Source organism: Pseudonocardia sp. Ae331_Ps2, from assembly GCF_001932405.1.
Lineage (GTDB): Bacteria > Actinomycetota > Actinomycetes > Mycobacteriales > Pseudonocardiaceae > Pseudonocardia.
The window spans coordinates 1254991-1277916 of the sequence record NZ_MCIM01000001.1; the positions used below are offsets into that span (position 1 = coordinate 1254991).

The following is a 22926-nucleotide window of genomic DNA, read 5'->3' on the forward strand; positions in this document are numbered from 1 at the left end:
GACGCCATGAACGAGACGCAGCTGCCCGGGAGCGGCCGACCACCGTCGGCGGCAACGACGGCCCGGAACACCCTGCGCGACATGTGGGACTCCCGGCCCCTGCGTCCGCGCGACGACCGCAAGCTCGCCGGGGTCTCCGCCGCGATCGCGCGCCGCTACGAGATCGACCCGACGCTGGTCCGGGTGGGGTTCGTCGTCGCGGCGATCGTCGGCCCCGGAATCCCGCTCTACCTGGCGGGCTGCGCGGTCCTGCCGGACGCCGGGCCGCCCGGCAGCCCCGTCCCGCCGCGCAACGGACCGTCCTCCGCGCTGTCGGTGGCGCTGCTGGTCATGGCCGCGCTGCTGGCCGTCCCGCTGGTGCTGTCCAGCGACCGGGTGATCCCCGCCGCCGTCACCGTCGCGCTGCTCGTCACGCTGCACGTGACCCGGGGGAACCGGCCCGGGGCCCGGGAGGCCGCCGCGGCGCCCACACCCGTGGTGCCGTGGGTCGCGGACCCGCACGCCCCCACCGTGGCGCAGGCTGCACCACCGGCCTGGGATCCGCTCGGCGTTGCCCCGTTCGCCTGGGACCTGCCCGAACCGGGCCCGGAGCCGGGTCCGCCGTCGGCCCCCCGGTCGTCGCTGACGCCGATCACGCTGGCCGTGTCGCTGGTCGTCGCCGGGATGGTCGGCGGGCTCGCCCTGGCCGCACCGGGGGCGGTGCCGGCCTCGGCCGTCCCGGGGGCCGCGCTCGCCGTCGTCGGGATCGGGCTGGTCGTCGGTGCGCTGCGACGCGCCGGACGCTGGCTGGTGCCCTTCGCGGTGCTGCTCGCGCTCGTCACCACGGCCGCCATCCCGCTCAACGACGCCGTCGGCCCCGACGGATGGGCCGTGCGCGGTGGCATCGGGGAGACCGTCGAGGCCCCGACGACCGTGGCCGCGCTCGCCCCGGAGTACCGGCGGGGCACCGGCGCCGTCGAGCTCGACCTGACCCGCCTCGACCTCACCGCGACGCCCGGCGCGACCGGACCCGTCCGCACCCGGGCCGAGGTCGGCGCGGGAGTGGTGCAGGTCCGGGTCCCGCGTGACGCCGACCTGCGCGTCCGCAGCTCGGTCGGCACCGGCGACCTGACCGTCGACGGACAGACGCGCACCGGGCAGAACGTGGACCTGACCGTGAACGACCCCGGCCCGGACGGACCCGGTGGCCGGGTGCTGGAGCTCGACCTGCGGGCCGAGCTGGGAACCGTGGAGGTCACCCGTGGATAGCTCGCTCGTCCGTCGCGCCGACCCGTTCGCCCTCGTCGCCGGGATCCTGTCGCTGCTGGTGGCCGTGTGCGGGGTCCTCGGGATCGCCCCCTGGGAGGTCGTCGACCTGCGCTGGATGCTCGCCGGGACCGCGGTTGTGGTGGGGATCGCATTCCTGATGGCGAGCGTGCGTAACTCCCGGGCCACATCGGACGACTAATACTGCAACGGCAGTTGATCAGCTCGGGGGTCGTTCGCCGCGTCGGCGGTAGTGGCAGTCGCGGGCCTGTTGTTGGCGTTCACGGCGCCAGGTCGACCAGTGCATGACGTGGTCGATGCAGGTGAGCGGGGTGAAGGCGAGCGCGGCGAGGAGACGGCGGATCTCGTTGCCCGACAGCTGAATCAATGCGCGCCGGCTGGCTGAGGATCCCCCTTTTCGGCCTCGCGTGCGTGTTCGGCGGCGCGGGTGACGGCGAGGTAGGCCGCGGTGAGCATGGCCAGGGTGATGTGGGCGTGCCAGGCTCGGTAGGAGCGGACTTGGTAGTGGTCGAGGCCGGCCTCGTTCTTCGCGGGCTGGAAGCATTCCTCAATCGCCCACCGCGCCCCGGCGACTCGAACGAGGTCGCGCAGCGGCGTGTTCGCCGGGGCCGCGCAGCGGTAGAACGCCAGCTCACGGATGGTCTTGCCCTCTGCGGGCTCGGTCTGGCGGCGCACCAGCAGCCAGTGCCCCCAACCCGCCGGGAGGCCGTCGATGGCCAGCGCAACCGCGGTCCAGTCATAGACCCGCATCCCGTGCGCGCCCGGCCCGATCGCGCGGCGCTCCCACCCGTCGTGCCCGGTGTCGAGATCACGCGCCCCGGCGATCGTGGCCAGGGCCTTGGCCGGGCGACGATTCCCGTCCGGGCTGGTGAGCATGTCGTCATTGCGGGTGGCCAACACGAACGGGATCTCCCGCTCGGTGAGCCAGTCGCGAAAGCCCGGGTTCTGCCCGTAGACCTCGTCCGCGGTCACCCACGACCCGGACGTGAGTGCCCCAGCGGCGTACGTGCGGGCCAGCATCGCCGTCCCCAGCTGCGGTTTCGTGGCGAACTCGACGTCATCGGGGACATCCGCGCGCTCGCAGCGTTCGCGGTCCTCGGTCCACGAGGTCGGCAGGTAGAGCTCCCGGTCGATCAACGCCCGCCCCCGCTTCGAGGCGTAGGCCAGGAACACACCGAGCTGACAGTTGTCGATCTTCCCGCTGGTGCCGGTGTACTGGCGCTGCACCCCGGCCGAACGCAGGCCCTTCTTGATGAACCCGGTCTCGTCCACGATGAACACCCCCGACGCGGTGTCGGTGAGATGTTGCAGGACGTAGCCGCGCAGGTCGTCGCGGACCCCGTCGACGTCCCAGTCCGCGGTGCGCAGCAGCCGCTGCATCCCGTCCGGCGACATCGCCCCGGCGTGTTCGGCGAGGGTCCAGCCGTTCTTCCGCTCGAGCCCCGCGAGCAGGCCTCGCAGGTAGGTTCCGACCCGCCGGCGCGGCTCGACCCTGCGGAAACGGCCAGAGATCAGCTCCACCACCGCGTCCAACGAGGCCACCCACCCGGCAAGATCAACCACGCGGTGATCATCACCGCCGAACGGCCGTCAGCCTCTCACCACACGCCGAACTGCCGTTGCAGTACTAAAGGGTCATCACGGGAGCCGGCGGGCTGGGGAGCGCCGCCGGACCCGCTGCCGCCCGCGTGGCAGCGGCGTCCGACGGGGGTCGGACACCGCACAGGCCCGGGCTGGCCGGGGCGGGGCCGAGACATCGGCCCCGCCCCTGTTACGTCGGGCCCCGGCTCACTCCCACTCGATGGTGCCCGGGGGCTTGCTCGTCACGTCGACGACCACCCGGTTGACCTCGGACACCTCGTTGGTGATCCGGGTCGAGATCCGCTCGACGACGTCGTAGGGCAGCCGGGTCCAGTCCGCGGTCATCGCGTCCTCGCTGGACACCGGACGTAGGACGATCGGGTGGCCGTACGTGCGGCCGTCGCCCTGCACGCCGACGCTGCGGACGTCGGCCAGCAGCACCACCGGGCACTGCCAGATCTCGCGGTCCAGCCCGGCGGCGGTCAGCTCCTCGCGGGCGATCGCGTCCGCGGCGCGCAGGGTCTCCAGCCGGTCGCGGGTGACCTCGCCGATGATGCGGATGCCCAGGCCGGGTCCGGGGAACGGCTGACGTCCGACGATGACCTCGGGCAGCCCCAGCTCGGCGCCGACCATCCGGACCTCGTCCTTGAACAGCGCGCGCAGCGGCTCGACGAGCTCGAACTCGATGTCGTCGGGCAGCCCGCCGACGTTGTGGTGGCTCTTGATGACCGCGGTGCCGTCACCGCCGCCGGACTCCACGACGTCCGGGTACAGCGTCCCCTGCACGAGGAACCCGACGTGGTGGTCGGCGACGACCTCCGCCGTGGCCGCCTCGAAGACCCGGATGAACTCCCGGCCGATGATCTTGCGCTTCTGCTCGGGCTCGGTGACCCCGGCGAGCGCGTCGAGGAACCGGTCGGCGGCGTCGGCGACGTGCAGCGTCGCGCCGGTGGCGGCGACGAAGTCCTTCTCGACCTGCTCACGCTCGCCCGACCGCATCAGCCCGTGGTCGACGAACACGCAGGTCAGCCGGTCACCGATGGCGCGCTGGACGAGCGCGGCGGCGACCGCGGAGTCGACCCCGCCGGACAGCCCGCAGATCGCGCGACCGTCGCCGACCTGGGCGCGGATCGCCTCCACGGTGTCGTCGATGATCGACGCCGTCGTCCAGGACGGGCGGATGCCCGCGACGTCGTGCAGGAACCGGCGGAGCACCTCCTGGCCGTGCGGGGAGTGGCCGACCTCCGGGTGGTACTGCACGCCGGCGAGGCGCCGCTCGGTGTCCTCGAACGCGGCGACCGCGACCCGGTCGGTGGAGGCGGTGACGGTGAAGCCCGCCGGCGCCGCGGTCACCGAGTCCCCGTGGCTCATCCACACCGGGTGCGTGCGCGGCAGGCCGTCGTGCAGCGTGCCGGGGGTGCCGGTGAGCGCGACCTCGGTGCGGCCGTACTCGCGGGTGCCGTCGTGGGCGACCTCGCCGCCCAGCGCGCGGGCCATCGCCTGGAAGCCGTAGCACATGCCGAACACCGGGATGCCCGCCTCGAACAGCGCCGGGTCGACCGCGGGGGCGCCCTCGGCGTACACGCTCGCGGGTCCCCCGGAGAGGATCACCGCGGCGGGCTCGCGGGCCACGATCTCGGAGACGGGCAGGGAGGCGGGCACGATCTCGGAGTAGACGTCCGCCTCGCGCACGCGACGGGCGATGAGCTGCGCGTACTGGGCGCCGTAGTCCACGACGAGGACGGTCGGGGTCTGCACACGACCAGGGTAAACGGGCGACGCAGGTCACCCGCCGTCCGTACCGCCCCGGCACCGTCCCGGCACCGTCTCGTCGATCCTGATGATCCCCGCCCGGCCGCAGGCGTGCGGCGTAACAGCGAGGCCCGGTTGCTCCGATGGGGGGATGACGGCACCGTACGACCTGGAGGCACGCCCCGATGGCCACCACCCCGACCGGCCACACCACCGGCACCAGCACCGGCGATACCCCCGCCGACCCGGCCGTCGACGGCACCACCACGACCGTCGCGCCTCTCGTCCCCGCCCAGCGCTCCGCGCCGGAGCAGGAGACCCGCCCGGCCGCCGCGCCCACCGCGGCGCCCACCGCGGCCGCCACCCTGGCCCCCGTCGACGAGCCCGTGGCCGCGGAGCCGGTCCGGGAGACCGCGGCACCGGTCGTCCCCCGGGCCCGCGCTTTCCGGGCCCGGGTCCTGCCGGTGTTCCTCTGCGCCGCCGCCACCGGCACCGCCGCGATCGCCGCCGCAGGGCTGATCATGTCCCCGCCGGCGACCTCGCCGCTGCCCACCCCGCAGACCGTGACCGCGTCCGGCGCGACGGTGCCCCAGGGCCCGCCGCTGCCGCAGACCGTCGCCGCGTCGCTGGTCGGGTCCGCCGCCGGGACCGGCCTGTGGGCCGGGGACCCGGTCGTCGCGATGACGGCGTGGCGCGACAACGGCGGCCTCACCCACCTCACCGCGATCGGCGACGGCTTCACCCGGGTCGCCGACGCCGCGGGCCGTCAGGACGCGGTGGCGCTCGCCGTCGCCTGCGGACGGCTGCGGACCGCCGTCGACGCCGCGCGAGCCTACGACGCCGTGCCCGACGCCGCCGCCCAGACGTCCTGGGCCGCGCTGCTCGACCACGGCGCCGCCGCCGCCACCGCGGGGACCTCCGGGGCGCTCGCGCTGGACCCGTCCCAGCTGTCGGTGTTCACCACGCAGGCGAACCTGGTGCGCGACGACCTGACCGCGGTCACCGACCGGGTCCGCGCCGTCCTGGCGGGCTGACCCTCACTCCTCGTGCCGCCCGCGCGACCGCAGCGGCGGCGGCTGCACCGACCCGAGCAGCGCCCGCAGGTCCGCCGCGCTCGCCGCGCGTCGCCCGAGGTCGACCGCGACGGTCGGCGCGATGTCGCGCAGCCGGCCGAGCAGGGCCGGGGCGGCCAGGTCGTACCGGCCCCCGGCCGTCCCGGTGACGATCGCGTCCGGGCGCAGCGCCCGCACCGCCTCCGGATCCGGGCTGCGGTCCTCGCCGACCGGGTCGACGCCGTCGAGCGTCCCCGCGCAGCCGACCAGCTGCGCGCCCAGCTCCAGCAGCAGCTCCCCCACCCGGGGATCGGTCGCGACCACCCGCACGACCGGCCCGCGCAGCGGCACCGGGGTCCCGGTCGCGTCGACGAAGGCACGTCCGCCGCCCATGGCGGCTCCGGCGGTGGGGCGGCTCATCGGCGGGCTCCTCCTGGGGTGACGACGGCGTCACCCCCGAACCTACCGCGGCGAAACCCGTTCGACCGCCGTCACCGGAGGCGCCTAGCGTGGTCCGCCGTGACCAGCCCGACCGAGACCCGGATCCGCCGCGCCCTCACCAACTGTTCCAAGGGGGAGGCGACGCGGCTGGTCCTGCCCGCGTGGGTCCGCGACCTGGACCCGGACCGGCTCGACGACGTCCGCGGCTGGCGTGACCCGAAGGCCCCCGACCGCGGGGTACTGCTCGTCCCGACCGACGACGGCCCGGCCGGTGTCGTCCTGCGCGCAGCCTCCGGCGGCGCCCGGTCCGCCGCGATGTGCGCGCTGTGCCGGACCACCCACACCGCCGGCGGGGTCGCGCTGTTCGCCGCTCCCCGGCGCGGGGCGAAGGGACGCCAGGGCGACACCGTCGGCACCTACATCTGCGCCGACCTCGCCTGCGCCGAGCACGTCCGTGTGGAGACGGCCACGGCCGCGCTCAAGCCCACCCCCGGCACGACCGTCGACGAGCGACGGGCCGGGCTGCGGGAGCGGGCCGTGGAGTTCGTCGCCGCCGTCACCGGGTGACCCAGCACTCCCCTGCTCGCATCGCTTGTCGTCATCGGCTCCCTCGTCGCTGCCTGCGACAACGACGACGAGGAGAGGACACGACCGCTGACCGGCGGCTACTGCGCCCGCGCGTGGTGGTGCTGATCTACTCGACCGGTGGATCAGCAGCTGATTGCAGTCGCGGTGGTTCGTGGCCCGCACGGCGTCCTGGTCGGCCGCCGGGCTGATGGCATCCCGCTGTGGGTGTTCGCAGGCGGAAAGGTCGAGCAGGGCGAGACCCCTGCCGCGGCCGCCGTGCGGGAGACGGCCGAAGAGACGGGCCTCGTGGTCGACGTCGTCACTGAGATCGGGCGCCGTCGCCACCCGCGGACCGGACGGCTGATGGTCTACGTTGCGTGTCGCCCCGTCGGCGAGGTCGAGCCGGTCGCGGCGCCGGAAGAGCTGGCCGAGGTTCGGTGGGTGTCCCCGGTCGAGCTGAGCGAGCTGATGCCGGATCTGTTCGGCCCGGTCCGCGAGTACCTCGGGGAGGAGTGAGCGGCCGGTCGCCCCGACGACACGAAGAACGGCTCGGAGGCCGAGAGCCGTGGGACGCGACCAGGATCAGTCGGGCAAGGCGTGGCGTGGACGTGTCACGAGACCTGACACGTCCGGCCAACGTGTTAGGTTCATCCGAATTTTTTAACGTGTGGAACGGATGAGGTGAAGGAGTCGACGCGTGCCCTGGAGCCCCGACGTTCCTTCAACGATCTGCCCCCGCTGCCGCCGGCCGGACTGGACCTCGAGCCGAAGCCCGTGCTCAAAGCGACCATCGAAGCCCGAACAGCGCTGGCGACACTCGCCCAGGCCGGCCAGTTCCTGCCGAACCCGAACATCCTGCTCCATGCTGTCCCGCTACTCGAGGCGCAGGCCAGCTCCGAGATCGAGAACATCGTGACCACGGCCGATGAGCTGTTCAAGCACGTCGACTCCGGCGGGGGAGATCATGCCACCACGGAGGCACTGCGCTACCGCAGCGCGCTGTTCGCAGGGGTCGAGTCGATCAGGGACCGGCCGCTCACGTCTGTGACAGCAGCTCGAATCTGCTCCGAGTTGCAGGGCCGGGAGATAGACGTTCGTGCGGTGCCCGGCACGCGCATCGCCAACCCGGCCACACGGCGAGTCGTGTACGCACCGCCCGAGGGTGCGGACCTCATTCGCGACAAGCTCTCGGCTTGGGAACGCTTCGTCCACGCTGACGACGATCTCGATCCACTGGTGCGCATGGCGGTGGGCCACTATCAGTTCGAGGCCATCCACCCCTTCCACGACGGCAACGGTCGTACCGGCCGCGTCATCAACATCCTGATGCTCATCGAGGCTGGTCTGTTGAACGACCCGATCCTCTACCTCTCACGCGCCATCATCGCCCGCAAGAACGACTACTACCGACTCCTGCGAGCCGTGACAGAGGACGGCGCCTGGATCGAGTGGGTCCTCTACATGCTCGACGTCGTCCGCGAGTCCGCTGTGTCGACGACGCGAAAGATCGGAGCCATCCGCACGTGCCAGGAGGACATCGCCGAGCGAGCTCGCGCTGCCACCTCGGGTGGACGGGACGCGCAGTTCCTGGCCGTGCTGTTCGAACAGCCCTACTGCCGCATCAGCACTGTCGCACGCCGGTGTGACGTATCGCGCCAGACCGCTTCCACCTGGCTGCACGCCCTGGTCGAGGCAGGCCTTCTCCACGACGTCAAGGCCGGTCGAGAGACCCTCTTCGTCAACCACGAGTTCCTGAGTGTGTTGACTCGCCCTGAGTGACAGAGCACGAAGAGTGCGAGCGCTGACCGGCGACGACGACCACCAGCTCGTGGTCCCGCCGGACGGCGGAACTACGGCTCGGGGGGCCGGCTCAGGTCCGCAGGTTCAACCCGACCCGCTGGAACTCCTTGAGGTCGGAGTAGCCGGTCTTCGCCATCGCCCGGCGCAGCGCGCCGAACAGGTTCGTGGTGCCGTACGGGCTGTCGGTCGGCCCGAACAGCACCTGCTCCAGGGACCGGCCGGACCGGGCGAGCCCGGTCACCTCCGACCGCGGCAGCGACGGGTGCGCCGCCGAGGAGGTCCAGTAGAGCCCGCCGGCCGGGGACTCCGCGGCCTCGGCGAGCTGCTCGCCGAGCATGACCGCGTCGGCGCCGCAGGCCACGGCACGCGCGATGTCACCCGAGGTGCCGATGCCGCCGTCGGCGATCACGTGCACGTACCGGCCGCCGGTCTCGTCGAGGTAGTCACGACGGGCAGCCGCGGCGTCGACGATCGCGGTCGCCATCGGGACGCCGACCCCCAGCACCTCGTCAGTGGTGGTCGAGGTGGCCTGCCCGTACCCGACGATCACGCCGGCGGCGCCGGTGCGCATCAGGTGCAGCGCGGTGCGGTAGTCCCCGACACCACCGGCGACGACCGGGACGTCCAGGTCGGCGATGAAGTCCTTCAGGTTCAGCGGCTCGCCGTCCGAGACGTGCTCGGCGGAGACGATCGTGCCCTGCACGACGAGGATCTCGACGCCCGCGGCGAGCAGCGCCGGGGTGAGCTCGCGGGCGCGCTGCGGGCTGACCCGCGCCGCCACGGTGTGCGAGCTGTCGCGCAGCGGGCGCAGTGCCTCGGTGATGAGGTCCTGCTGGATCGGGGCCTGGTGCAGCTCCTGCAGCAGGGCGACCGCGGAGTCCGGCTCGTCGCCGGTGGCCGCCGCGACGATGCGCTCCAGGGCGCCCTTCGGGTCGGCGTGCCGGGCCCACAGACCCTCCGCGTTCAGCACCCCCAGACCGCCGAGCTCACTGATCCGCACCGCCGAGTCCGGCGACACCACCGCGTCGGTGGGGTGGGTCAGCAGCGGGATGTCGAAGCGGTAGGCGTCGAGCTGCCAGGCCGTCGAGACGGCCTTCGAGCTGCGGGTCCGCCGCGACGGGACGATCTCGATCTGGTCGAGGTCGTAGGCACGACGGGCCTCCCGGCCCATCCCGATCTCCACGAGGTCACGCACGGGCACCACCCTAAGCGGCGCTGCTCAGAGCGGTGCTGGGGCCCCCGTGACTACCGCGCGGCGTAGTTGGGGGCCTCGACGGTCATCGTGATGTCGTGCGGGTGGCTCTCCTTGAGACCGGCCGCGGTGATCCGCACCAGGCGCGCCTGCTGCAGGTCCGGGATGGTCTGCGCGCCGACGTAGCCCATGCCCGAGCGCAGCCCGCCGCCGAGCTGGTGCACGACCGAGGACAGCGGCCCGCGGAACGGGATCCGGCCCTCGATGCCCTCGGGGACGAGCTTGTCCTCGCTGAGCACGTCGTCCTGGGCGTAGCGGTCCTTCGAGTACGACCGGCCCGCCGCGCCGGCGCGGCCCTGCATGGCGCCCAGCGAGCCCATGCCGCGGTAGGTCTTGAACTGCTTGCCGCCGACGAGCACGACCTCGCCGGGCGACTCCGCGGTGCCGGCCAGAAGCGAGCCCAGCATGACCGTCGACGCGCCGGCCGCGATCGCCTTGGCGACGTCGCCGGAGTACTGGATGCCGCCGTCGCCGATCACCGGGACGCCGGCCGGGGCGCACGCCCGGGTGGCCTCGTAGATCGCGGTGATCTGCGGGGCCCCGACCCCGGCGACGACCCGGGTGGTGCAGATCGAGCCCGGCCCGACGCCGACCTTCACCGCGTCCGCGCCCGCCTCGACGAGCGCCTTGGCGCCGTCGAAGGTGGCGACGTTGCCGCCGACGACGTCGACGTGGTCGCCGACCTCGGCGCGCAGCTTCGCGACGGTCTCCAGCACCCGACGGGAGTGACCGTGCGCGGTGTCGACCATCAGGACGTCCACACCGGCCTCGACGAGCTGCATCGAGCGGGCGTAGGCGTCGTCGCCGACCCCGACCGCGGCGGCGACGACGAGCCGCCCGTCCGGGTCCTTGGTCGCCAGCGGGTACTGCTCGGTCTTGTTGAAGTCCTTGATCGTGATGAGGCCGCGCAGCATGTCGTCGCCGTCGACGATCGGCAGCTTCTCCAGCTTGTGCCGGCGCAGCAGGCCCAGCGCCGCCTCCGCGGTGACGCCGACCTTGGCCGTCACCAGGGGCGCGCGGGTCATGACCTCCGACACGGGCCGGTCGGTGTCGACCTCGTAGCGCATGTCGCGGTTGGTGATGATGCCGACCAGGCGGCCGGTCTCGTCGGTCACCGGCACGCCGGAGATCCGGAACTTGGCGCACAACGCGTCGACGTCGGCCAGGGTCGCGTCCGGGCTGCAGGTCACCGGATCGGTGACCATGCCGGCCTCGGACCGCTTCACCACCTCGACCTGCGCCGCCTGCGCGTCCGGGGAGAGGTTGCGGTGCAACACCCCGAGACCACCGGCGCGGGCCATCGCGATCGCCATCCGGGACTCGGTGACCGTGTCCATCGGGGACGACACCAGCGGCACCTGGACCCGCACCCGGCGGGTCACTTGGCTGGAGGTGTCGGCCGAGCTGGGGATCACGTCCGACTCGGCGGGCAGCAGCAGCACGTCGTCGAAGGTCAGCCCGAGCATCGCGAACTTGTCCGGCAGGCCGCCCATCTCGCTCGTCATCTCTCCGGGGCTCCTCTAGCGGTCGAAGCAGTGTTGTCGAGGCGGTGCGGTCGACGCTGACGGCGGGCTCCCGCCGCAGGCCGCCATCGTACGTCCACCACCCCGGGGTGGGCCGGGCCCCGACCCCCCGCACCGGTACCGTGTACACCGTGTCACCAGAGGCGCTGCCACCGGACCCGTTCGCCGGAGACCCGGATGATCCTGCGCTGTCGATGCAGGCCTACGACGACCGTGGTGACGGCGCGTGGCCGGGTTCCGGTGACCCGGAGGTAACCCCGTTGAACGAGACCGACCGCGGCGAGATCCTCGCCGACCTGGCGGACCTGGCCGTCTACCAGGCACTGCTGGCGGGCCGCGGCGTCCGCGGGATCGTCGTCGACTGCGCCGACTGCGGCGAGCAGCACTTCCACGAGTGGAACCTGCTGCGCGCGAGCCTGCAGCAGCTCCTCGACGAGGGCCGGATGCGGCCGCACGAGCCGGCCTACGACCCGGACCCGGCGCACTACGTCACGTGGGAGTACTGCCGCGGGTACGCCGACGCGACCCTCGCCGACTGAGCCCGGCGCGACCCCACCAGACACGAAGGGCCCCGGAGGAGATCCTCCGGGGCCCTTCGCCGTGCTCGGTGCCGTACCGCGTCATCGCGTCGGTTCGGCGTCAGTTCGGCCTGCTGCTCACCGCGCCGGTCGTCGTCGACGACGGCGGGGTGGTGTCGTCCGCCGGGTCGCTCTGCCCCTCCCCGGCTGCGGTGGGCCGGGTCGTGGGCGAGGTCGTCGGGGTCGTCGGGTCCGCCTGGCCCTCCGTCGTCGGCGAGGTCTCCGACGGCGACGGCGCCGGGGTGGGTGCCGTCTCCCCCGGCCCGCTCAGCACCGACGGGTCGGTGGTGCCCTCCGGCGAGGTCGGACCACCCGGGGTGGTCGTCCCCTCCGACGGCGGCGGGGACGGCGTCGGGGTGTCCTCGTCGCCCTCGGTGACCGGAGGCGGCGGGGCAGGGGTCCCGTCGCGCAGCGGCGACCGCGGGTCGGTGGGTGTGCCCGGCGGGGTCTCGGCGACCTTCTGGCTCAGGAAGCGGTTCTGCTGCTCGAAGTCGTCGCGCACGTCCGGTGCGGTGCGGTCGACCAGCGGGCCGAGCGCGGCGAGCTCCTGCTGCGCACCGACGGTGTCCCCGGCGGCGAGCTTGGCGTTGACCCGCTCGATGCCCTCGCGCAGCGTGGCCGCCGCCTGCACCTGCTCGGCGCGCTCGCTGTAGAGCACCCGGGAGACCCCCCACAGGGCGTCGCCCGGCTGGGCCTCGTGCGCGCTGATCGACACGACGGCCAGCGCACACGCCGCGACCGCCGCAGCGGCGACGAGCGGGCGCAGGAAGGAGACCTTCCGCGACGGCTTCGCCGACTGCAGGATCTGGACGGCCTCGTCGGTGTCGACGAGCTGCGGGATCGGGTCCCGGTCCACCCCGTCCTTCCACGACGAGAGCATCGCGGCCAGGTGGTCGTCGACGTCGTAGCCGCGCCGGCCTGGCCCGGACACGCCGAGCCCGGAGGACAGGGCGTTGATCAGCTCGTCGTCGGCCTGGAGCTCGACGAGGTCGACCGGGCCCTCGTCCTCGATGTCGTCGAAGGCGTCCCAGTCGTCGCCGCGGGCGGCGTGCCGCCGCACGACCGGCTGCGGGACGGTGTGCGCGTCGAACGGCAGCGGGTGGCCCCGGTGACCGAGCGGGTGGGAGTGGCCGTTGGTGCGGGGCGGGCGGGGCTCGCCGAAGCGGCCACGCGTCACCGGCGCGGGCGGACGCTCCCAGCCCTCACCGGGTGGGGGGAAGCCCGGACCGTGCGGACCCTGGTCACGCATCCCGGACCACCTGCTCACTCATCATCTTCCTCAGCCGGGCCAGCGCCCGGTGCTGGGCGACGCGGACGGCGCCCGGAGTGGAGCCGACAGCCGCCGCGGTCTCCTCCGCGGACAGTCCCACGACCACGCGCAACACGATGATCTCCCGATGCTTCTCCGGAAGGATCTCCAGGAGCTTGGACATCTCCTGCGACAGTTCCACCTGCAGGGCCCGGGACTCGGGGCCGTCGGAGGACTCCATGCGGTCCGGCACGTCGGCCATCGGTTCGGAGCGGTTCCGGGACGCAGCCCGGTGCGCGTCGATGACCTTGTGGGACGCGATGCCGTAGACGAAGGCGAGGAACGGGCGCTTGCACCCGGTACCCCGGCAACGCCGTGAGCACGGCCACGCAGACCTCCTGGGCGACGTCGTCCGCCGAGACGGACCCTCGGTCGGTCCCGAGTCGGGCGCGGCAGTAGCGCACGACGAGGGGCCGAATCATGGCGAGAACGCGCTCGACCGCGGACCGGTCGCCGGCCATGGCGGCTTCGATCCACTCGTCGGGAACGTCTCTTGATTCACTCATCGTGGGGAACCGCCCAGGCGTTACGAGCATCCAGCAGTGTCATCCGATCGTGGAAGCAACCCGCGTTCGCGCAGGTGAGATCGGCTCGGATCCACCGTATCCGAGCGGGACTCGCCGACGGGAGTCGCTCCATGCCAGATCAGACGATCGTGCACAGTTCCGGGTTGCGCGGGGCCCGTCCGCAACACGTCCACGGGGCGACCACGGTCGGCAAGCGGTTCGTCACCCACCGCAGAATGCGGTCACCGGACGCAGTGAAGATCGTCCGCGTCCGATCACCGGCGGTGGACCGCCCGGCGCGGGTCGCGTCCGGTTCGGCGCGGGATCCGGACGGTCGTCGTCGAGGTCGCGGGACTGCGGTGACGCGTGTGATCCCAGGGACGTGGGGGACACCGGGTGACAGTTCCCGGCGTCCCGTCGACCGCTCGCCGAGCGAGGGCCGATCGGAGGCCGCCGTTACGACGTCCGGCGCATCCGTCGTCGCCCTCGGCCCGGGGCCGCCCGCGTGCCCGGCGGGGACCGTCACACGCCGGCGGGGGTCGGTCACCTGCCGGGCGGGCGTCCCGGTCGTGGGATTCGGCGGGGTCCGGTCGCGGGGAGCACGACCGGCGTCCCGTCGGCGGGGCGGCGGACCGGCCGGAGCCGGTCGGTGCGGACGACCCGGGCGCGATGTCCCGGGTGCGGGCCGCGAGGTCGGCAGCGGCCCGTGTGCGTGGGGTCCGGACACGGGGGTCCGGGGCGTGGAGCCGGACCGCGGGGGTCGGTCCGGCTCACGATGCCCACCCGCGCGCGGGTGGGGTGGAGCGGCCGGTTCGGGGTCGGTCGCTCGGCGGTGCGGGGTCGTGCCGTTCCGGGTGGGGACCCGGTCAGGACACCAGGCCGCGTCGGAAGCCGTGGGCCACGGCCTGCGCGCGGTCACGGACGCCGAGCTTGCGGAACAGCCGGCGTGCGTGGGTCTTCACGGTGTCCTCGGACAGGTAGAGCTCGCGGCCGATCTGGCCGTTGCTCTTGCCCTGGCTCATCCCGCGCAGTACCTGGAGCTCGCGCTCGGTGAGCTGGACCCCCGGGTCGGTGGGGACGCGCGGGGTCGGCACCGAGGTGCTGGCCAGGGTGTGTGCCAGCGCGGCGACCAGCTCGGGACGCGAGGCGTCCCAGCGCAGGTAACCGCGCGCCCCACCGGCGATGGCGGCGGCGATGCTGCCGGCGTCGTCCGGGGCTCCGAAGACGATGACGTTGGCCTGCGGGTGAGCGGCCACCAGTCGGCGGGTGGCCTCCACCCCGGTGGGCACAGCACGCTGCGTCCCGACCAGGACGACGTCGACGGACTGGCGGGCGTAGCGGGCGAGGAGTTCGTCCCCGTGGGCGACGCAGTCGATGCGTTGGACCCCCGGGACCGCGGACATGACGCGAGTCAGTCCCTCGCGGACGCTGCGACGATCGTCGCAGATGAGTACCGTCGTCACGACGATTCCTTCCTGCAGCTTCCTGCAGCCGGGTGATTCTTCACCCTCCGAATCGGCGGGTGACACTCTCACCTTGACACGGTCGGGGCGATTTTGTGCCCTCCGTTCGGCGCGCTGATCCACGTGCCTCAGCGTCATGTGGGTGAAGCGTCGCCGAATGGAGTAGTCCATACGGTACATCGTCCGGACCGGACTTCGGGCACTACTCCCGCAGCAGGTCCCGCCCGCTACGGTCACTTCGCGTATAGAGGACGCTCACCGTGTGCAACACCGCATGTCGGCGACCCTCCGCATCCGCTCGGCGACTGCGCGTATCGACTGGTGACGCTCCGGCGTGTCGCGCTGCGGCGACCGGTCCGGAACCGGCGTCCGGCGTCGCCCGATCGGCCCCCGCCCGCCCGCGGTGCGGCCCGACGGGTACGGCATCCGGGCCACCCCCGGCCGGCTCCGATGCCCCGTCCGGCCCTGGCCCCGCGAGGCCGGCCCGGGCGAGCAGCGCGGGGCGGTGCAGCGGGAGCAGCCCGTGTGCGAGCGCGTCCGCGGCCACCGCGTCCAGCGCCGCGACGGCGCCCGCCCGGTCCCGCCCCGCCACCCCGGCGGCGACCGCCCGGACCAGACGGCTCTTGAGCACGTGCCGTGTGGACCCGAGCGCCAGCGCCCCGGCCAGTGCCTCGTCGGCGGCGGCGAGCGCCGCGGCCGGGTCCCCCGCGACCAGCGCGGTCTCCGCCCGCACCCATCCGTACCGGACCCGGGTGCGGTGACCCTGCGGGCCGCACCACGGCCGCGCCCAGCGCAGCAGCGCGGCGGCGGTCGCGACGTCGAGGCGACCGAGCGCGTCGGCGGCGAGACCGGTCAGCGCGTCGGCGACGGCCGCGGCGCGGTCGAGGCCCCACGGCCCGGGGTCACGCGGGGTCCCCGCGTCCGGCAGCACGAGTCGCAGCGCGGCGCCGTCGAGCGCGGCCGCGGCGCGGTGCCCGCCGAGCTGCCGCAGGTGGGAGGCCCGGGTGACGGTCGCGTGTGCCCGCGGCACCACCCCGGCCGCCGGGTCACGGCGCACCCCGTCGAGCAGCGCGGCCGCGGCCGCGTAGTGCCCGGAGCCGCCCCGGGCGACCGCGGCCGCCCACCGCAGCTCCGGTGCCCCGTCCGGGCGCGCCGCCCCGGCCACCTCCCGGTCCGTCGCCGCCCCGGTGATCAGGGCCCGGATCCCGGCCGACGGCTCTCGGTCTGCACCACCCTGTCGGACGTGCACCATCGTTCACCTCGAATCAGGTTTGCGGCCGCCGTGGCCAGGGAATCTGAGCGTCGTCAGGTTCGATAGCGAAGGCAGGTGACGAACATGGCGGACATCCGGAGGCTTCCCGGCCCGGTCGCCGACATCTACGACTGGCAGATGGAGGGAGCCTGCCGGGGGATGGACAGCGCGTTCTTCTTCCATCCCGAGGGTGAGCGCGGTCCCGCCAGGGCCCGTCGCGAGACCCGAGCGAAGCAGGTCTGCTCCGAGTGCCCCGTGGTGCAGCAGTGCCGCGAGCACGCACTCAAGGTGCACGAGCCCTACGGCATCTGGGGCGGCCTGTCGGAGTCCGAGCGGGACGCGATCATCCGCGGTCCGCGCCGCACGCTCAAGGTCGCCGCCGAGGCGGCCGTCCAGCCGGTGGAGATTCCCGTCCACACCGCCTGAGAGCCCCGACCGACGGGGGCTCCCATCTCCCGACGGACGGCACATCCACTTCCTGCCCCGCAACGCACAACGGCGGGCGACCCTCGGGTCGCCCGCCGTCGTCGTGCTCGGGGTGGAGCTGAGCCAGGGCTCAGTGCCCGTGACCGTGCCCGTGGCCACCGGCCGGGGCCGGGTCGGCCTCCTCCGGCTTGTCCACCACGGCGCTCTCGGTGGTCAGCACCATGCGCGCGATGGACGCGGCGTTCTCCACGGCCGACCGGGTCACCTTGACCGGGTCGATGACGCCGTCGGCGAGCAGGTCCCCGAAGGTGCGGGACGCCGAGTTGTACCCGGTCCCCCAGCCGCCCTCGGCCACCTTCGACACCACGATCGCGCCCTCGTCGCCACCGTTCTCGGCGATCCAGAACAGCGGGGCCGACAGGGCCTTGCGGACGATCGCGACACCGGTCGCGGCGTCCCCGGTCAGGCCCAGGCCGCCGTCGAGCTCGGCCGCGGCGTGCACCAGCGCCGAACCGCCGCCGGGCACGATGCCCTCCTCGACCGCCGCACGGGTCGCCGCGACGGCGTCCTCGATGCGGTGCTTGCGCTCCTTGAGCGCGGTCTCGGTGGCGGCACCGGCCTTGATGACCGCGACGCCGCCGGAGAGCTTGGCCAGGCGCTCCTGGAGCTTCTCCTTGTCCCAGTCGGAGTCGGACTCCTCGATCTCGCGCTTGAGCTGCGCGACACGGCCCTCGACGTCGGCCTTGGCGCCGGCGCCCTCGACGATCGTGGTGGCGTCCTTGGTGACGACGACGCGGCGGGCGCGGCCCAGCAGCTCGAGCCCGGCCTCGTTCAGCTTCAGGCCGACCTCGGGGTTGATGACCTGACCGCCGGTGGCGACCGCGAGGTCGTCCATGAACGCCTTGCGGCGGTCACCGAAGAACGGCGACTTGACCGCGGCGACCTTGACGGTCTTGCGGATCGAGTTGACGACCAGCGTGGACAGGGCCTCGCCCTCGACGTCCTCGGCGATGATCAGCAGCGGCTTGCCCTCGCCGAGCACCTTCTCCAACAGCGGGAGCAGGTCCTGGATGGAGCTGATCTTGTCGCGGTGCAGCAGGATGTACGGGTCGTCGAGCGCCGCCTCCATGGACTCGGAGTCGGTGACGAAGTACGGCGACAGGTAGCCCTTGTCGAACTGCAGGCCCTCGGTGATCTCCAGCTCGGTGGAGAGCGTGGAGCCCTCCTCGACGGTGATCACGCCGTCCTTGCCGACGGTGTTGATCGCCTGGGCGATCAGGTCGCCGATCTCCTGCTCGCGCGAGGCGATGGCGCCGACCTGCGCGATGTGGCTCTTGGCGTCGACCGGGGTGGCCTTGGACAGCAGCACCTCGGAGACCTTCGCCGACGCGGCGGCGATGCCCTGGCCGAGGGCGAACGGCGCGGCACCGGCGGCCACGTTGCGCAGGCCCTCCTTCACCAGGGCCTGGGCCAGCACGGTGGCGGTGGTGGTGCCGTCACCGGCGACGTCGTTGGTCTTGGTCGCGACGGTCTTCGCCAGCTGGGCGCCGAGGTTCTCGAACGGGTCCTCGAGGTCGACCTCACGGGCGATGGTCACGCCGTCGTTGGTGACGGTCGGACCGCCGAACTTCTTGTCGATGACGACGTGGCGGCCACGCGGGCCGAGCGTCACCTTGACGGCATCGGCGAGCTGGTTCACGCCACGCTCGAGCGCGCGACGGGTGTCCTCGTCGAAGCTGATCTGCTTCGCCATGTCTTGTTCTCGCTACCTCTCGGAGTTTCGCTCTGGTTCTCGGGGGAGAAACGCGACCGCCCCGGTGCGGACCACCGTGGGGTGGACCACCCGGGGCGGTACGTCAGGCGATGGCTCGCGTCAGTTGACGACGGCCAGCACGTCGCGCGCGGAGAGGATCAGGTACTCCTCGCCGTTGTACTTGACCTCGGTGCCGCCGTACTTCGAGTAGATGACGACGTCGCCGACGGCCACGTCGAGCGGGACGCGGTTGCCGTTGTCGTCCACCCGGCCCGGGCCGACGGCCAGGACCTTGCCCTCCTGGGGCTTCTCCTTGGCGGTGTCCGGGATGACGATGCCGGAGGCGGTGGTGGTCTCCGCCTCGCTGGCCTGGACGACGAGCTTGTCCTCGAGCGGCTTGATGTTCGCCACGACGATGACCTCCCCTTCCTGGGGTGAATCCGGTGTCACGGGTTCTCTAGCGGTGTCAGCAGCGCGCACGTGACGACTCCCGCCCCGCCGTCGCGGGTGTCGGAGCGGAGGTCGTCCGCCGCGCGCATTGGCACTCTATCCATGAGAGTGCCAGAAGCCGAGCGGGGGCTCAACCGCACCGTTCGGGACTGTCCGGAGTTCCCGGTCGTCGCCCGTTGTTCACGTCCTCGTCGCCGGGCCGCCGGGTGTCACTCGATCGGGAACGTTGCACTGCACATCGTGGTCACCTCCCGCCGTTCGCTGCTGCGCGCCGGACTCACCGCCGCCGCCGTCACCGCCGCCGCACCCCTGCTGCCGGGCGCCGCCGTCGCGGCGCCCGGGCCCGCACCGGCCCGGCCGCCCGGCGACCCGTTCGGTCTCGGCGTCGCCTCCGGGGAACCCGACGCGACCTCGGTCGTGCTGTGGACCCGGCTCGCCACCGACCCCCTCGCCGACGACGGCCTGGGCGGTGTCGGGAACCGCGCCACCGACGTCGAGTGGGAGATCGCCGACGACGAGCGCTTCACCCGCGTCGTGCGTCGCGGCCGGGTCCGCACCGGGCCGGAGGCGGGCCACAGCGTGCACGTCGAGGTGCCGGGCCTGCGCCCGGGCCGCGACTACCACTACCGCTTCCGCGTGGGCCGCACCGTCTCCGACGCGGGCCGCACCCGGACCGCGCCCCCGCCGGCCTCGATGACGCCGGTGCACATGGCCTTCACCTCCTGCTCCCAGTTCGAGCACGGCTGGTTCACCGCGTACCGGCGGATGGCCGAGGAGCGCCCGGACGTCCTGCTGCACCTGGGCGACTACATCTACGAGTACCCGGCGAAGGACTACGTCGCGCCCGGCGGGAACGTGCGCGACCACGCCAGCCCGGAGACGACGACGCTGGCCGGCTACCGGCAGCGCCTGGCCCAGTACCACGCCGACGCCGACCTGCAGGCCGCCCACGCGGCCGCGCCCTGGCTGGTCGTGTTCGACGACCACGAGGTCGAGAACAACTGGGCCGGCGACGTCCGGGAGCTGCCGATCGACCCACCCGGCGACTTCACCGCCCGCAAGGCCGCCGCGTTCCGCGCGTACTGGGAGAACATGCCGCTGCGCGCCGCCCAGCGCCCCCGCGGCGCGGCCATGCGGCTGTACCGGCGCGTCGGCTACGGCGGGCTGGTCACCTTCCACATGCTCGACACCCGTCAGTACCGCGGCGACCAGCCCTGCGGCGACACCTTCCGCAGTGACTGCGCAGAACGCACCGACCCGGCCCGCTCGCTGCCCGGCTCGGCACAGGAACACTGGATCGCCGACGGCTTCGCCCGCTCCCGCGCCCGCTGGGACGTGCTCGGCCAGCAGGTGTTCTTCTCCCAGGTCGACTACACCCCGGGCGCCGGGCGCGGCTTCAACCCGGACGCGTGGGACGGCTACCCCGGCTCGCGCGACCGCGTCGTCGACTCCTGGGTCGCGGCCACGCAGCGCGGCCGGGCCCGCAACCTCGTGGTGCTCACCGGTGACGTGCACGCGCACTGGGGGCCGACGTCAAGCGTCGCTTCGACGACCCCGCCTCGCCGGTGGTCGGCACCGAGCTGGTGTCCAGCTCGATCACCTCGGGCGGTGACGGCTCGGAGAAGCAGAACGGTTCCGACACCGTCCTCGCCGAGAACCCGCACATCCGGTTCCACAACAACCGCCGCGGCTACGTCAGCACCCGGTTCACCGCGGACCGGATGGAGGCCGAGTTCAAGGTGGTGCCGTTCGTGAAGCAGCCGGGCGCCCCGGTGCAGACGCGCGGACGGTTCGTGACCGAGGACCGGCGGCCCGGCCTGCGGCCCGTCTGAGGAGTAGGTTCGGCGACGTGGCTGACCTGGTTCTCGGCGCGAACGTGTTCGGCTGGACGGCGGACAGGGAGACCTCCTTCGCCGTCCTCGACGCCTTCGTCGCCGCCGGCGGACGGATGATCGACACCGCGGACTCCTACATGTGGCGCGCACCGGGGAACTCCGGCGGCGAGTCCGAGACGATCCTCGGCGAGTGGATGGCAGCCCGCGGCAACCGCGACGCGCTGCACCTCGCGACGAAGGTCGGCGCGCTGCCCGGCCGGGAGGGTCTGTCGGCGGAGAACATCGCGGCGGCGGCGCGGGACTCGCTGCGCCGCCTGGGCACCGACCGGATCGACCTGTACTACGCCCACCGCGACGACGAGGCGACCGCGCAGGAGGAGACCCTCGACGCGTTCGACGCACTGGTCCGCGAGGGGCTGGTCCGCGAGATCGGCGCGTCGAACTTCAGCCCGGAGCGGCTGCGGTCGGCGCTGGAGATCTCCGCGCGCGACGGGCTGACCGCGTTCAGCGCCATCCAGCCGCACTACAACCTCATGGAGCGCGACGACTTCGAGGCGGGCCTGGCCCCGCTCGCCGAGTCGGAGAAGCTGGCCGTCCACCCCTACTTCGGGCTGGCCAAGGGCTTTCTCACCGGCAAGTACCGGCCGGACTCCCCCGCGCCGGAGGGCCCGCGGGCCGAGGGCGCGGCGGCGTACCTGGACTCCCGCGGCCGCGCCGTGCTGGCCGGGCTCGACGAGATCTCCGCCGGCTACGGCGTGCCGGTCCCGGCGATCGCGCTGACCTGGCTGGCCGCACAGCCCGCGGTGACCGCGCCGATCGCGAGCGCGCGGAATCCCGAGCAGCTGGAGCAGCTGCTGCCGATGCTCACCCTGGAGCTGACCGAGGACGAGCTGCGCCTGCTGTCCTACCTGTCCGCGACGTCCTGAGCGGGCGTGCGCACGCGGTCGCGGCGCATCGTGTAGGCGTCGGCCATCGACGGCCGGTAGTAGCGCTTGCGCACCCCGACGACGGTGAACCCGGCGCTCTCGTAGAGGGCCCGGGCCGGCTCGTTGTCGGTGCGGACCTCCAGGAACACCGTGGCCGCCAGCTCGTCGGCGACGGCGAGCAGCCCGTTCAGCAGGGCGCGGCCGATGCCGTGGCCCTGCCAGGCCGGATCGACGCCGATGGTGTGCACCTCCGCCTCGGCCATCGGCGGCCCGGCGACGACGGCGAGCCCGGCGTAGCCGACCAGCTCGTCCCCGGCCCGGGCGGCGAGGTAGAGCTGCCCGGAGGTCACGGCGTCGCGGAAGGCCTGCGCGGTCCACGGGTCGTCCCCGGGGAACAGGATCTGCTCCAGCTCCGCGCAGCGCCGGGCGTCGGACCGGTACAGCGGGCCCAGCGCGACGGTGGCGTTCATGCGGTGACGCGCTTGCGCCCGGTCGGTTCGACGGCGTCCGGGCGGCGCAGGTAGAGGGGCTCGACCGGGGCGGGGGCCCGGCCGGCGAGCAGGTCCGCCGCGGCGACGCCGACCAGCCCCTCGACGGTCGGGGCGCCGGGGCCGCCGATGTCGCGACCGAGCCGGTCGGCGAACGCCGGATCACCGATCACGGTGCCGATCGCCAGCTCGTCCAGGCGCGCGGCCAGCGCCTCCGGGGCCTCGACCGCGGGACCGGACAGCCTGCGGACCGAGTGGGCGTCGGCGGGGTCGGAGGCGTCGTAGGCGGCCCAGTAGACCTCCCTGCGCCGGGCGTCGGTGACGACCAGGAGGTTCCCGCCGGTGTGCAGCCCCCAGGCAGTGTCGATGTGCGTTCCGCCTGCGCTCCACGCGATCGCATCGTGGGTGACGACACCGTGCACGGGCACGTCGAGGGCGTGGCCGAGCGCGGCGGCCGAGGCGATCCCGACCCGCAGCCCGGTGAACGGGCCCGGTCCGGCGCCGACGACCAGCGCCTCGACCTCGGTGAGCGCACGGCCCGCCTCGGCGCACAGCGCGCGGACCGCGGGCATCAGCAGCTCGCCGTGCCGGCGGCCGTCGTGCGCGCGGGCGGCGACGGTCACCGGCGCGGCGTCGGGGCGGAGGTCGACGAGACCGGCGGTGACGACGGTCGTCGCGGTGTCGAGGGCCAGTACCAGCACGCCCG

The 22926-nt window shown here is 73.5% G+C and carries 22 protein-coding genes and 2 pseudogenes; 10 read left to right on the top strand and 14 right to left on the bottom strand.

What is annotated here, in order from left to right; all coding sequences use genetic code 11:
- Positions 1-6: 6 nt before the first annotated feature.
- Positions 7-1248, top strand: coding sequence for a PspC domain-containing protein (locus tag Ae331Ps2_RS05845; RefSeq protein ID WP_075310210.1), 1242 nt, complete (start codon positions 7-9; stop codon positions 1246-1248).
- Positions 1241-1447 carry a hypothetical protein gene (locus tag Ae331Ps2_RS05850; protein WP_020626386.1) on the top strand — a complete coding sequence of 69 codons (207 nt, stop codon included), beginning with the start codon at positions 1241-1243 and terminating at the stop codon, positions 1445-1447. Before Ae331Ps2_RS05845 ends, Ae331Ps2_RS05850 begins: the two co-directional genes overlap by 8 nt.
- An 18-nt stretch (positions 1448-1465) precedes the next feature.
- Here Ae331Ps2_RS05850 and Ae331Ps2_RS31825 read toward each other — a convergent pair whose 3' ends face one another.
- From Ae331Ps2_RS31825 to guaA, 3 genes are all read right to left on the bottom strand, one after another.
- Complete coding sequence (locus tag Ae331Ps2_RS31825) at positions 1466-1633, bottom strand: hypothetical protein (protein ID WP_170917006.1); 168 nt, start codon at positions 1631-1633, stop codon at positions 1466-1468.
- Positions 1630-2829, bottom strand: a complete 1200-nt coding sequence (locus Ae331Ps2_RS05855) for an IS701 family transposase (RefSeq protein ID WP_075310206.1) — start codon at positions 2827-2829, stop codon at positions 1630-1632. Before Ae331Ps2_RS05855 ends, Ae331Ps2_RS31825 begins: the two co-directional genes overlap by 4 nt.
- Before the next feature lie 225 nt (positions 2830-3054).
- Positions 3055-4605, bottom strand: a complete 1551-nt coding sequence (gene guaA, locus Ae331Ps2_RS05860) for a glutamine-hydrolyzing GMP synthase (RefSeq protein ID WP_075310204.1) — start codon at positions 4603-4605, stop codon at positions 3055-3057.
- A 179-nt stretch (positions 4606-4784) separates the two neighbouring features.
- Between guaA and Ae331Ps2_RS05865 the strand changes: the two genes are divergently transcribed.
- Positions 4785-5633 (top strand): hypothetical protein, encoded by an 849-nt coding sequence (locus Ae331Ps2_RS05865; RefSeq protein ID WP_075310203.1) that lies wholly within the window; start codon positions 4785-4787, stop codon positions 5631-5633.
- Positions 5634-5636: 3 nt separating this feature from the next.
- Here Ae331Ps2_RS05865 and Ae331Ps2_RS05870 read toward each other — a convergent pair whose 3' ends face one another.
- Positions 5637-6071 (bottom strand): hypothetical protein, encoded by a 435-nt coding sequence (locus tag Ae331Ps2_RS05870; protein WP_020622337.1) that lies wholly within the window; start codon positions 6069-6071, stop codon positions 5637-5639.
- Positions 6072-6170: 99 nt separating this feature from the next.
- On the opposite strand from Ae331Ps2_RS05870, the gene Ae331Ps2_RS05875 reads away from it, so the two are divergent.
- The 3 genes from Ae331Ps2_RS05875 to Ae331Ps2_RS05885 all read left to right on the top strand — a co-directional run bounded on the left by Ae331Ps2_RS05875 (position 6171) and on the right by Ae331Ps2_RS05885 (position 8438).
- Positions 6171-6659 (top strand): FBP domain-containing protein, encoded by a 489-nt coding sequence (locus Ae331Ps2_RS05875; RefSeq protein ID WP_075310201.1) that lies wholly within the window; start codon positions 6171-6173, stop codon positions 6657-6659.
- 138 nt (positions 6660-6797) lie between these two features.
- On the top strand, positions 6798-7175 hold the full coding sequence (locus tag Ae331Ps2_RS05880) for an NUDIX hydrolase (RefSeq protein WP_075310200.1): 378 nt from the start codon (positions 6798-6800) through the stop codon (positions 7173-7175).
- A gap of 165 nt (positions 7176-7340) precedes the next feature.
- On the top strand, positions 7341-8438 hold the full coding sequence (locus Ae331Ps2_RS05885; RefSeq protein ID WP_212567604.1) for a Fic family protein: 1098 nt from the start codon (positions 7341-7343) through the stop codon (positions 8436-8438).
- A 91-nt stretch (positions 8439-8529) separates the two neighbouring features.
- Here Ae331Ps2_RS05885 and Ae331Ps2_RS05890 read toward each other — a convergent pair whose 3' ends face one another.
- A complete protein-coding gene (locus Ae331Ps2_RS05890; RefSeq protein ID WP_075310199.1) occupies positions 8530-9654 on the bottom strand; it encodes a GuaB3 family IMP dehydrogenase-related protein in 1125 nt (374 codons plus the stop codon).
- Positions 9655-9704: 50 nt separating this feature from the next.
- Positions 9705-11216, bottom strand: coding sequence for an IMP dehydrogenase (gene guaB, locus Ae331Ps2_RS05895; protein WP_020622332.1), 1512 nt, complete (start codon positions 11214-11216; stop codon positions 9705-9707).
- A gap of 149 nt (positions 11217-11365) precedes the next feature.
- Here guaB and Ae331Ps2_RS05900 point away from each other — a divergent pair, with 149 nt between their 5' ends.
- Entirely contained in the window at positions 11366-11773 is a 408-nt protein-coding gene (locus Ae331Ps2_RS05900) for a DUF5319 domain-containing protein (RefSeq protein ID WP_083696187.1), read from the top strand.
- Positions 11774-11873: 100 nt separating this feature from the next.
- Here the strand turns inward: Ae331Ps2_RS05900 and Ae331Ps2_RS05905 are convergent, their stop codons facing one another.
- The 4 genes and pseudogenes from Ae331Ps2_RS05905 to Ae331Ps2_RS05920 all read right to left on the bottom strand — a co-directional run bounded on the left by Ae331Ps2_RS05905 (position 11874) and on the right by Ae331Ps2_RS05920 (position 16342).
- Complete coding sequence (locus Ae331Ps2_RS05905) at positions 11874-13061, bottom strand: anti-sigma-D factor RsdA (protein ID WP_075310197.1); 1188 nt, start codon at positions 13059-13061, stop codon at positions 11874-11876.
- A pseudogene (locus tag Ae331Ps2_RS05910) lies at positions 13054-13627 on the bottom strand (sigma-70 family RNA polymerase sigma factor). Before Ae331Ps2_RS05910 ends, Ae331Ps2_RS05905 begins: the two are co-directional and overlap by 8 nt.
- 866 nt (positions 13628-14493) lie before the next feature.
- The gene (locus Ae331Ps2_RS05915; RefSeq protein WP_010225624.1) at positions 14494-15090 is read right to left on the bottom strand and encodes a response regulator transcription factor; all 597 of its coding nucleotides are present in this window, start codon (positions 15088-15090) and stop codon (positions 14494-14496) included.
- A gap of 202 nt (positions 15091-15292) precedes the next feature.
- The gene (locus Ae331Ps2_RS05920; RefSeq protein WP_075310196.1) at positions 15293-16342 is read right to left on the bottom strand and encodes a hypothetical protein; all 1050 of its coding nucleotides are present in this window, start codon (positions 16340-16342) and stop codon (positions 15293-15295) included.
- A gap of 84 nt (positions 16343-16426) precedes the next feature.
- Between Ae331Ps2_RS05920 and Ae331Ps2_RS05925 the strand changes: the two genes are divergently transcribed.
- On the top strand, positions 16427-16768 hold the full coding sequence (locus tag Ae331Ps2_RS05925; protein ID WP_075310195.1) for a WhiB family transcriptional regulator: 342 nt from the start codon (positions 16427-16429) through the stop codon (positions 16766-16768).
- A 130-nt stretch (positions 16769-16898) separates the two neighbouring features.
- Here the strand turns inward: Ae331Ps2_RS05925 and groL are convergent, their stop codons facing one another.
- A complete protein-coding gene (gene groL / locus Ae331Ps2_RS05930; RefSeq protein ID WP_020623961.1) occupies positions 16899-18521 on the bottom strand; it encodes a chaperonin GroEL in 1623 nt (540 codons plus the stop codon).
- Between the two features lie 120 nt (positions 18522-18641).
- Complete coding sequence (gene groES, locus Ae331Ps2_RS05935) at positions 18642-18932, bottom strand: co-chaperone GroES (protein ID WP_020623960.1); 291 nt, start codon at positions 18930-18932, stop codon at positions 18642-18644.
- Positions 18933-19208: 276 nt separating this feature from the next.
- On the opposite strand from groES, the pseudogene Ae331Ps2_RS05940 reads away from it, so the two are divergent.
- Together Ae331Ps2_RS05940 and Ae331Ps2_RS05945 are read left to right on the top strand one after the other, a co-directional pair.
- Positions 19209-20803 (top strand): annotated as a pseudogene (locus Ae331Ps2_RS05940) (alkaline phosphatase).
- A gap of 17 nt (positions 20804-20820) precedes the next feature.
- Positions 20821-21732: an aldo/keto reductase gene (locus tag Ae331Ps2_RS05945; protein WP_083695280.1), complete on the top strand. Its 912-nt coding sequence runs from the start codon at positions 20821-20823 to the stop codon at positions 21730-21732.
- On the opposite strand, the gene rimI is transcribed toward Ae331Ps2_RS05945, so the two are convergent.
- Entirely contained in the window at positions 21711-22202 is a 492-nt protein-coding gene (gene rimI, locus Ae331Ps2_RS05950) for a ribosomal protein S18-alanine N-acetyltransferase (protein ID WP_075310193.1), read from the bottom strand. The two genes, Ae331Ps2_RS05945 and rimI, sit on opposite strands and share 22 nt — an antisense overlap.
- Positions 22199-22921: a tRNA (adenosine(37)-N6)-threonylcarbamoyltransferase complex dimerization subunit type 1 TsaB gene (gene tsaB, locus Ae331Ps2_RS05955; protein ID WP_075310192.1), complete on the bottom strand. Its 723-nt coding sequence runs from the start codon at positions 22919-22921 to the stop codon at positions 22199-22201. The genes rimI and tsaB overlap by 4 nt, the downstream gene beginning before the upstream one ends.
- Positions 22922-22926 lie beyond the last annotated feature (5 nt).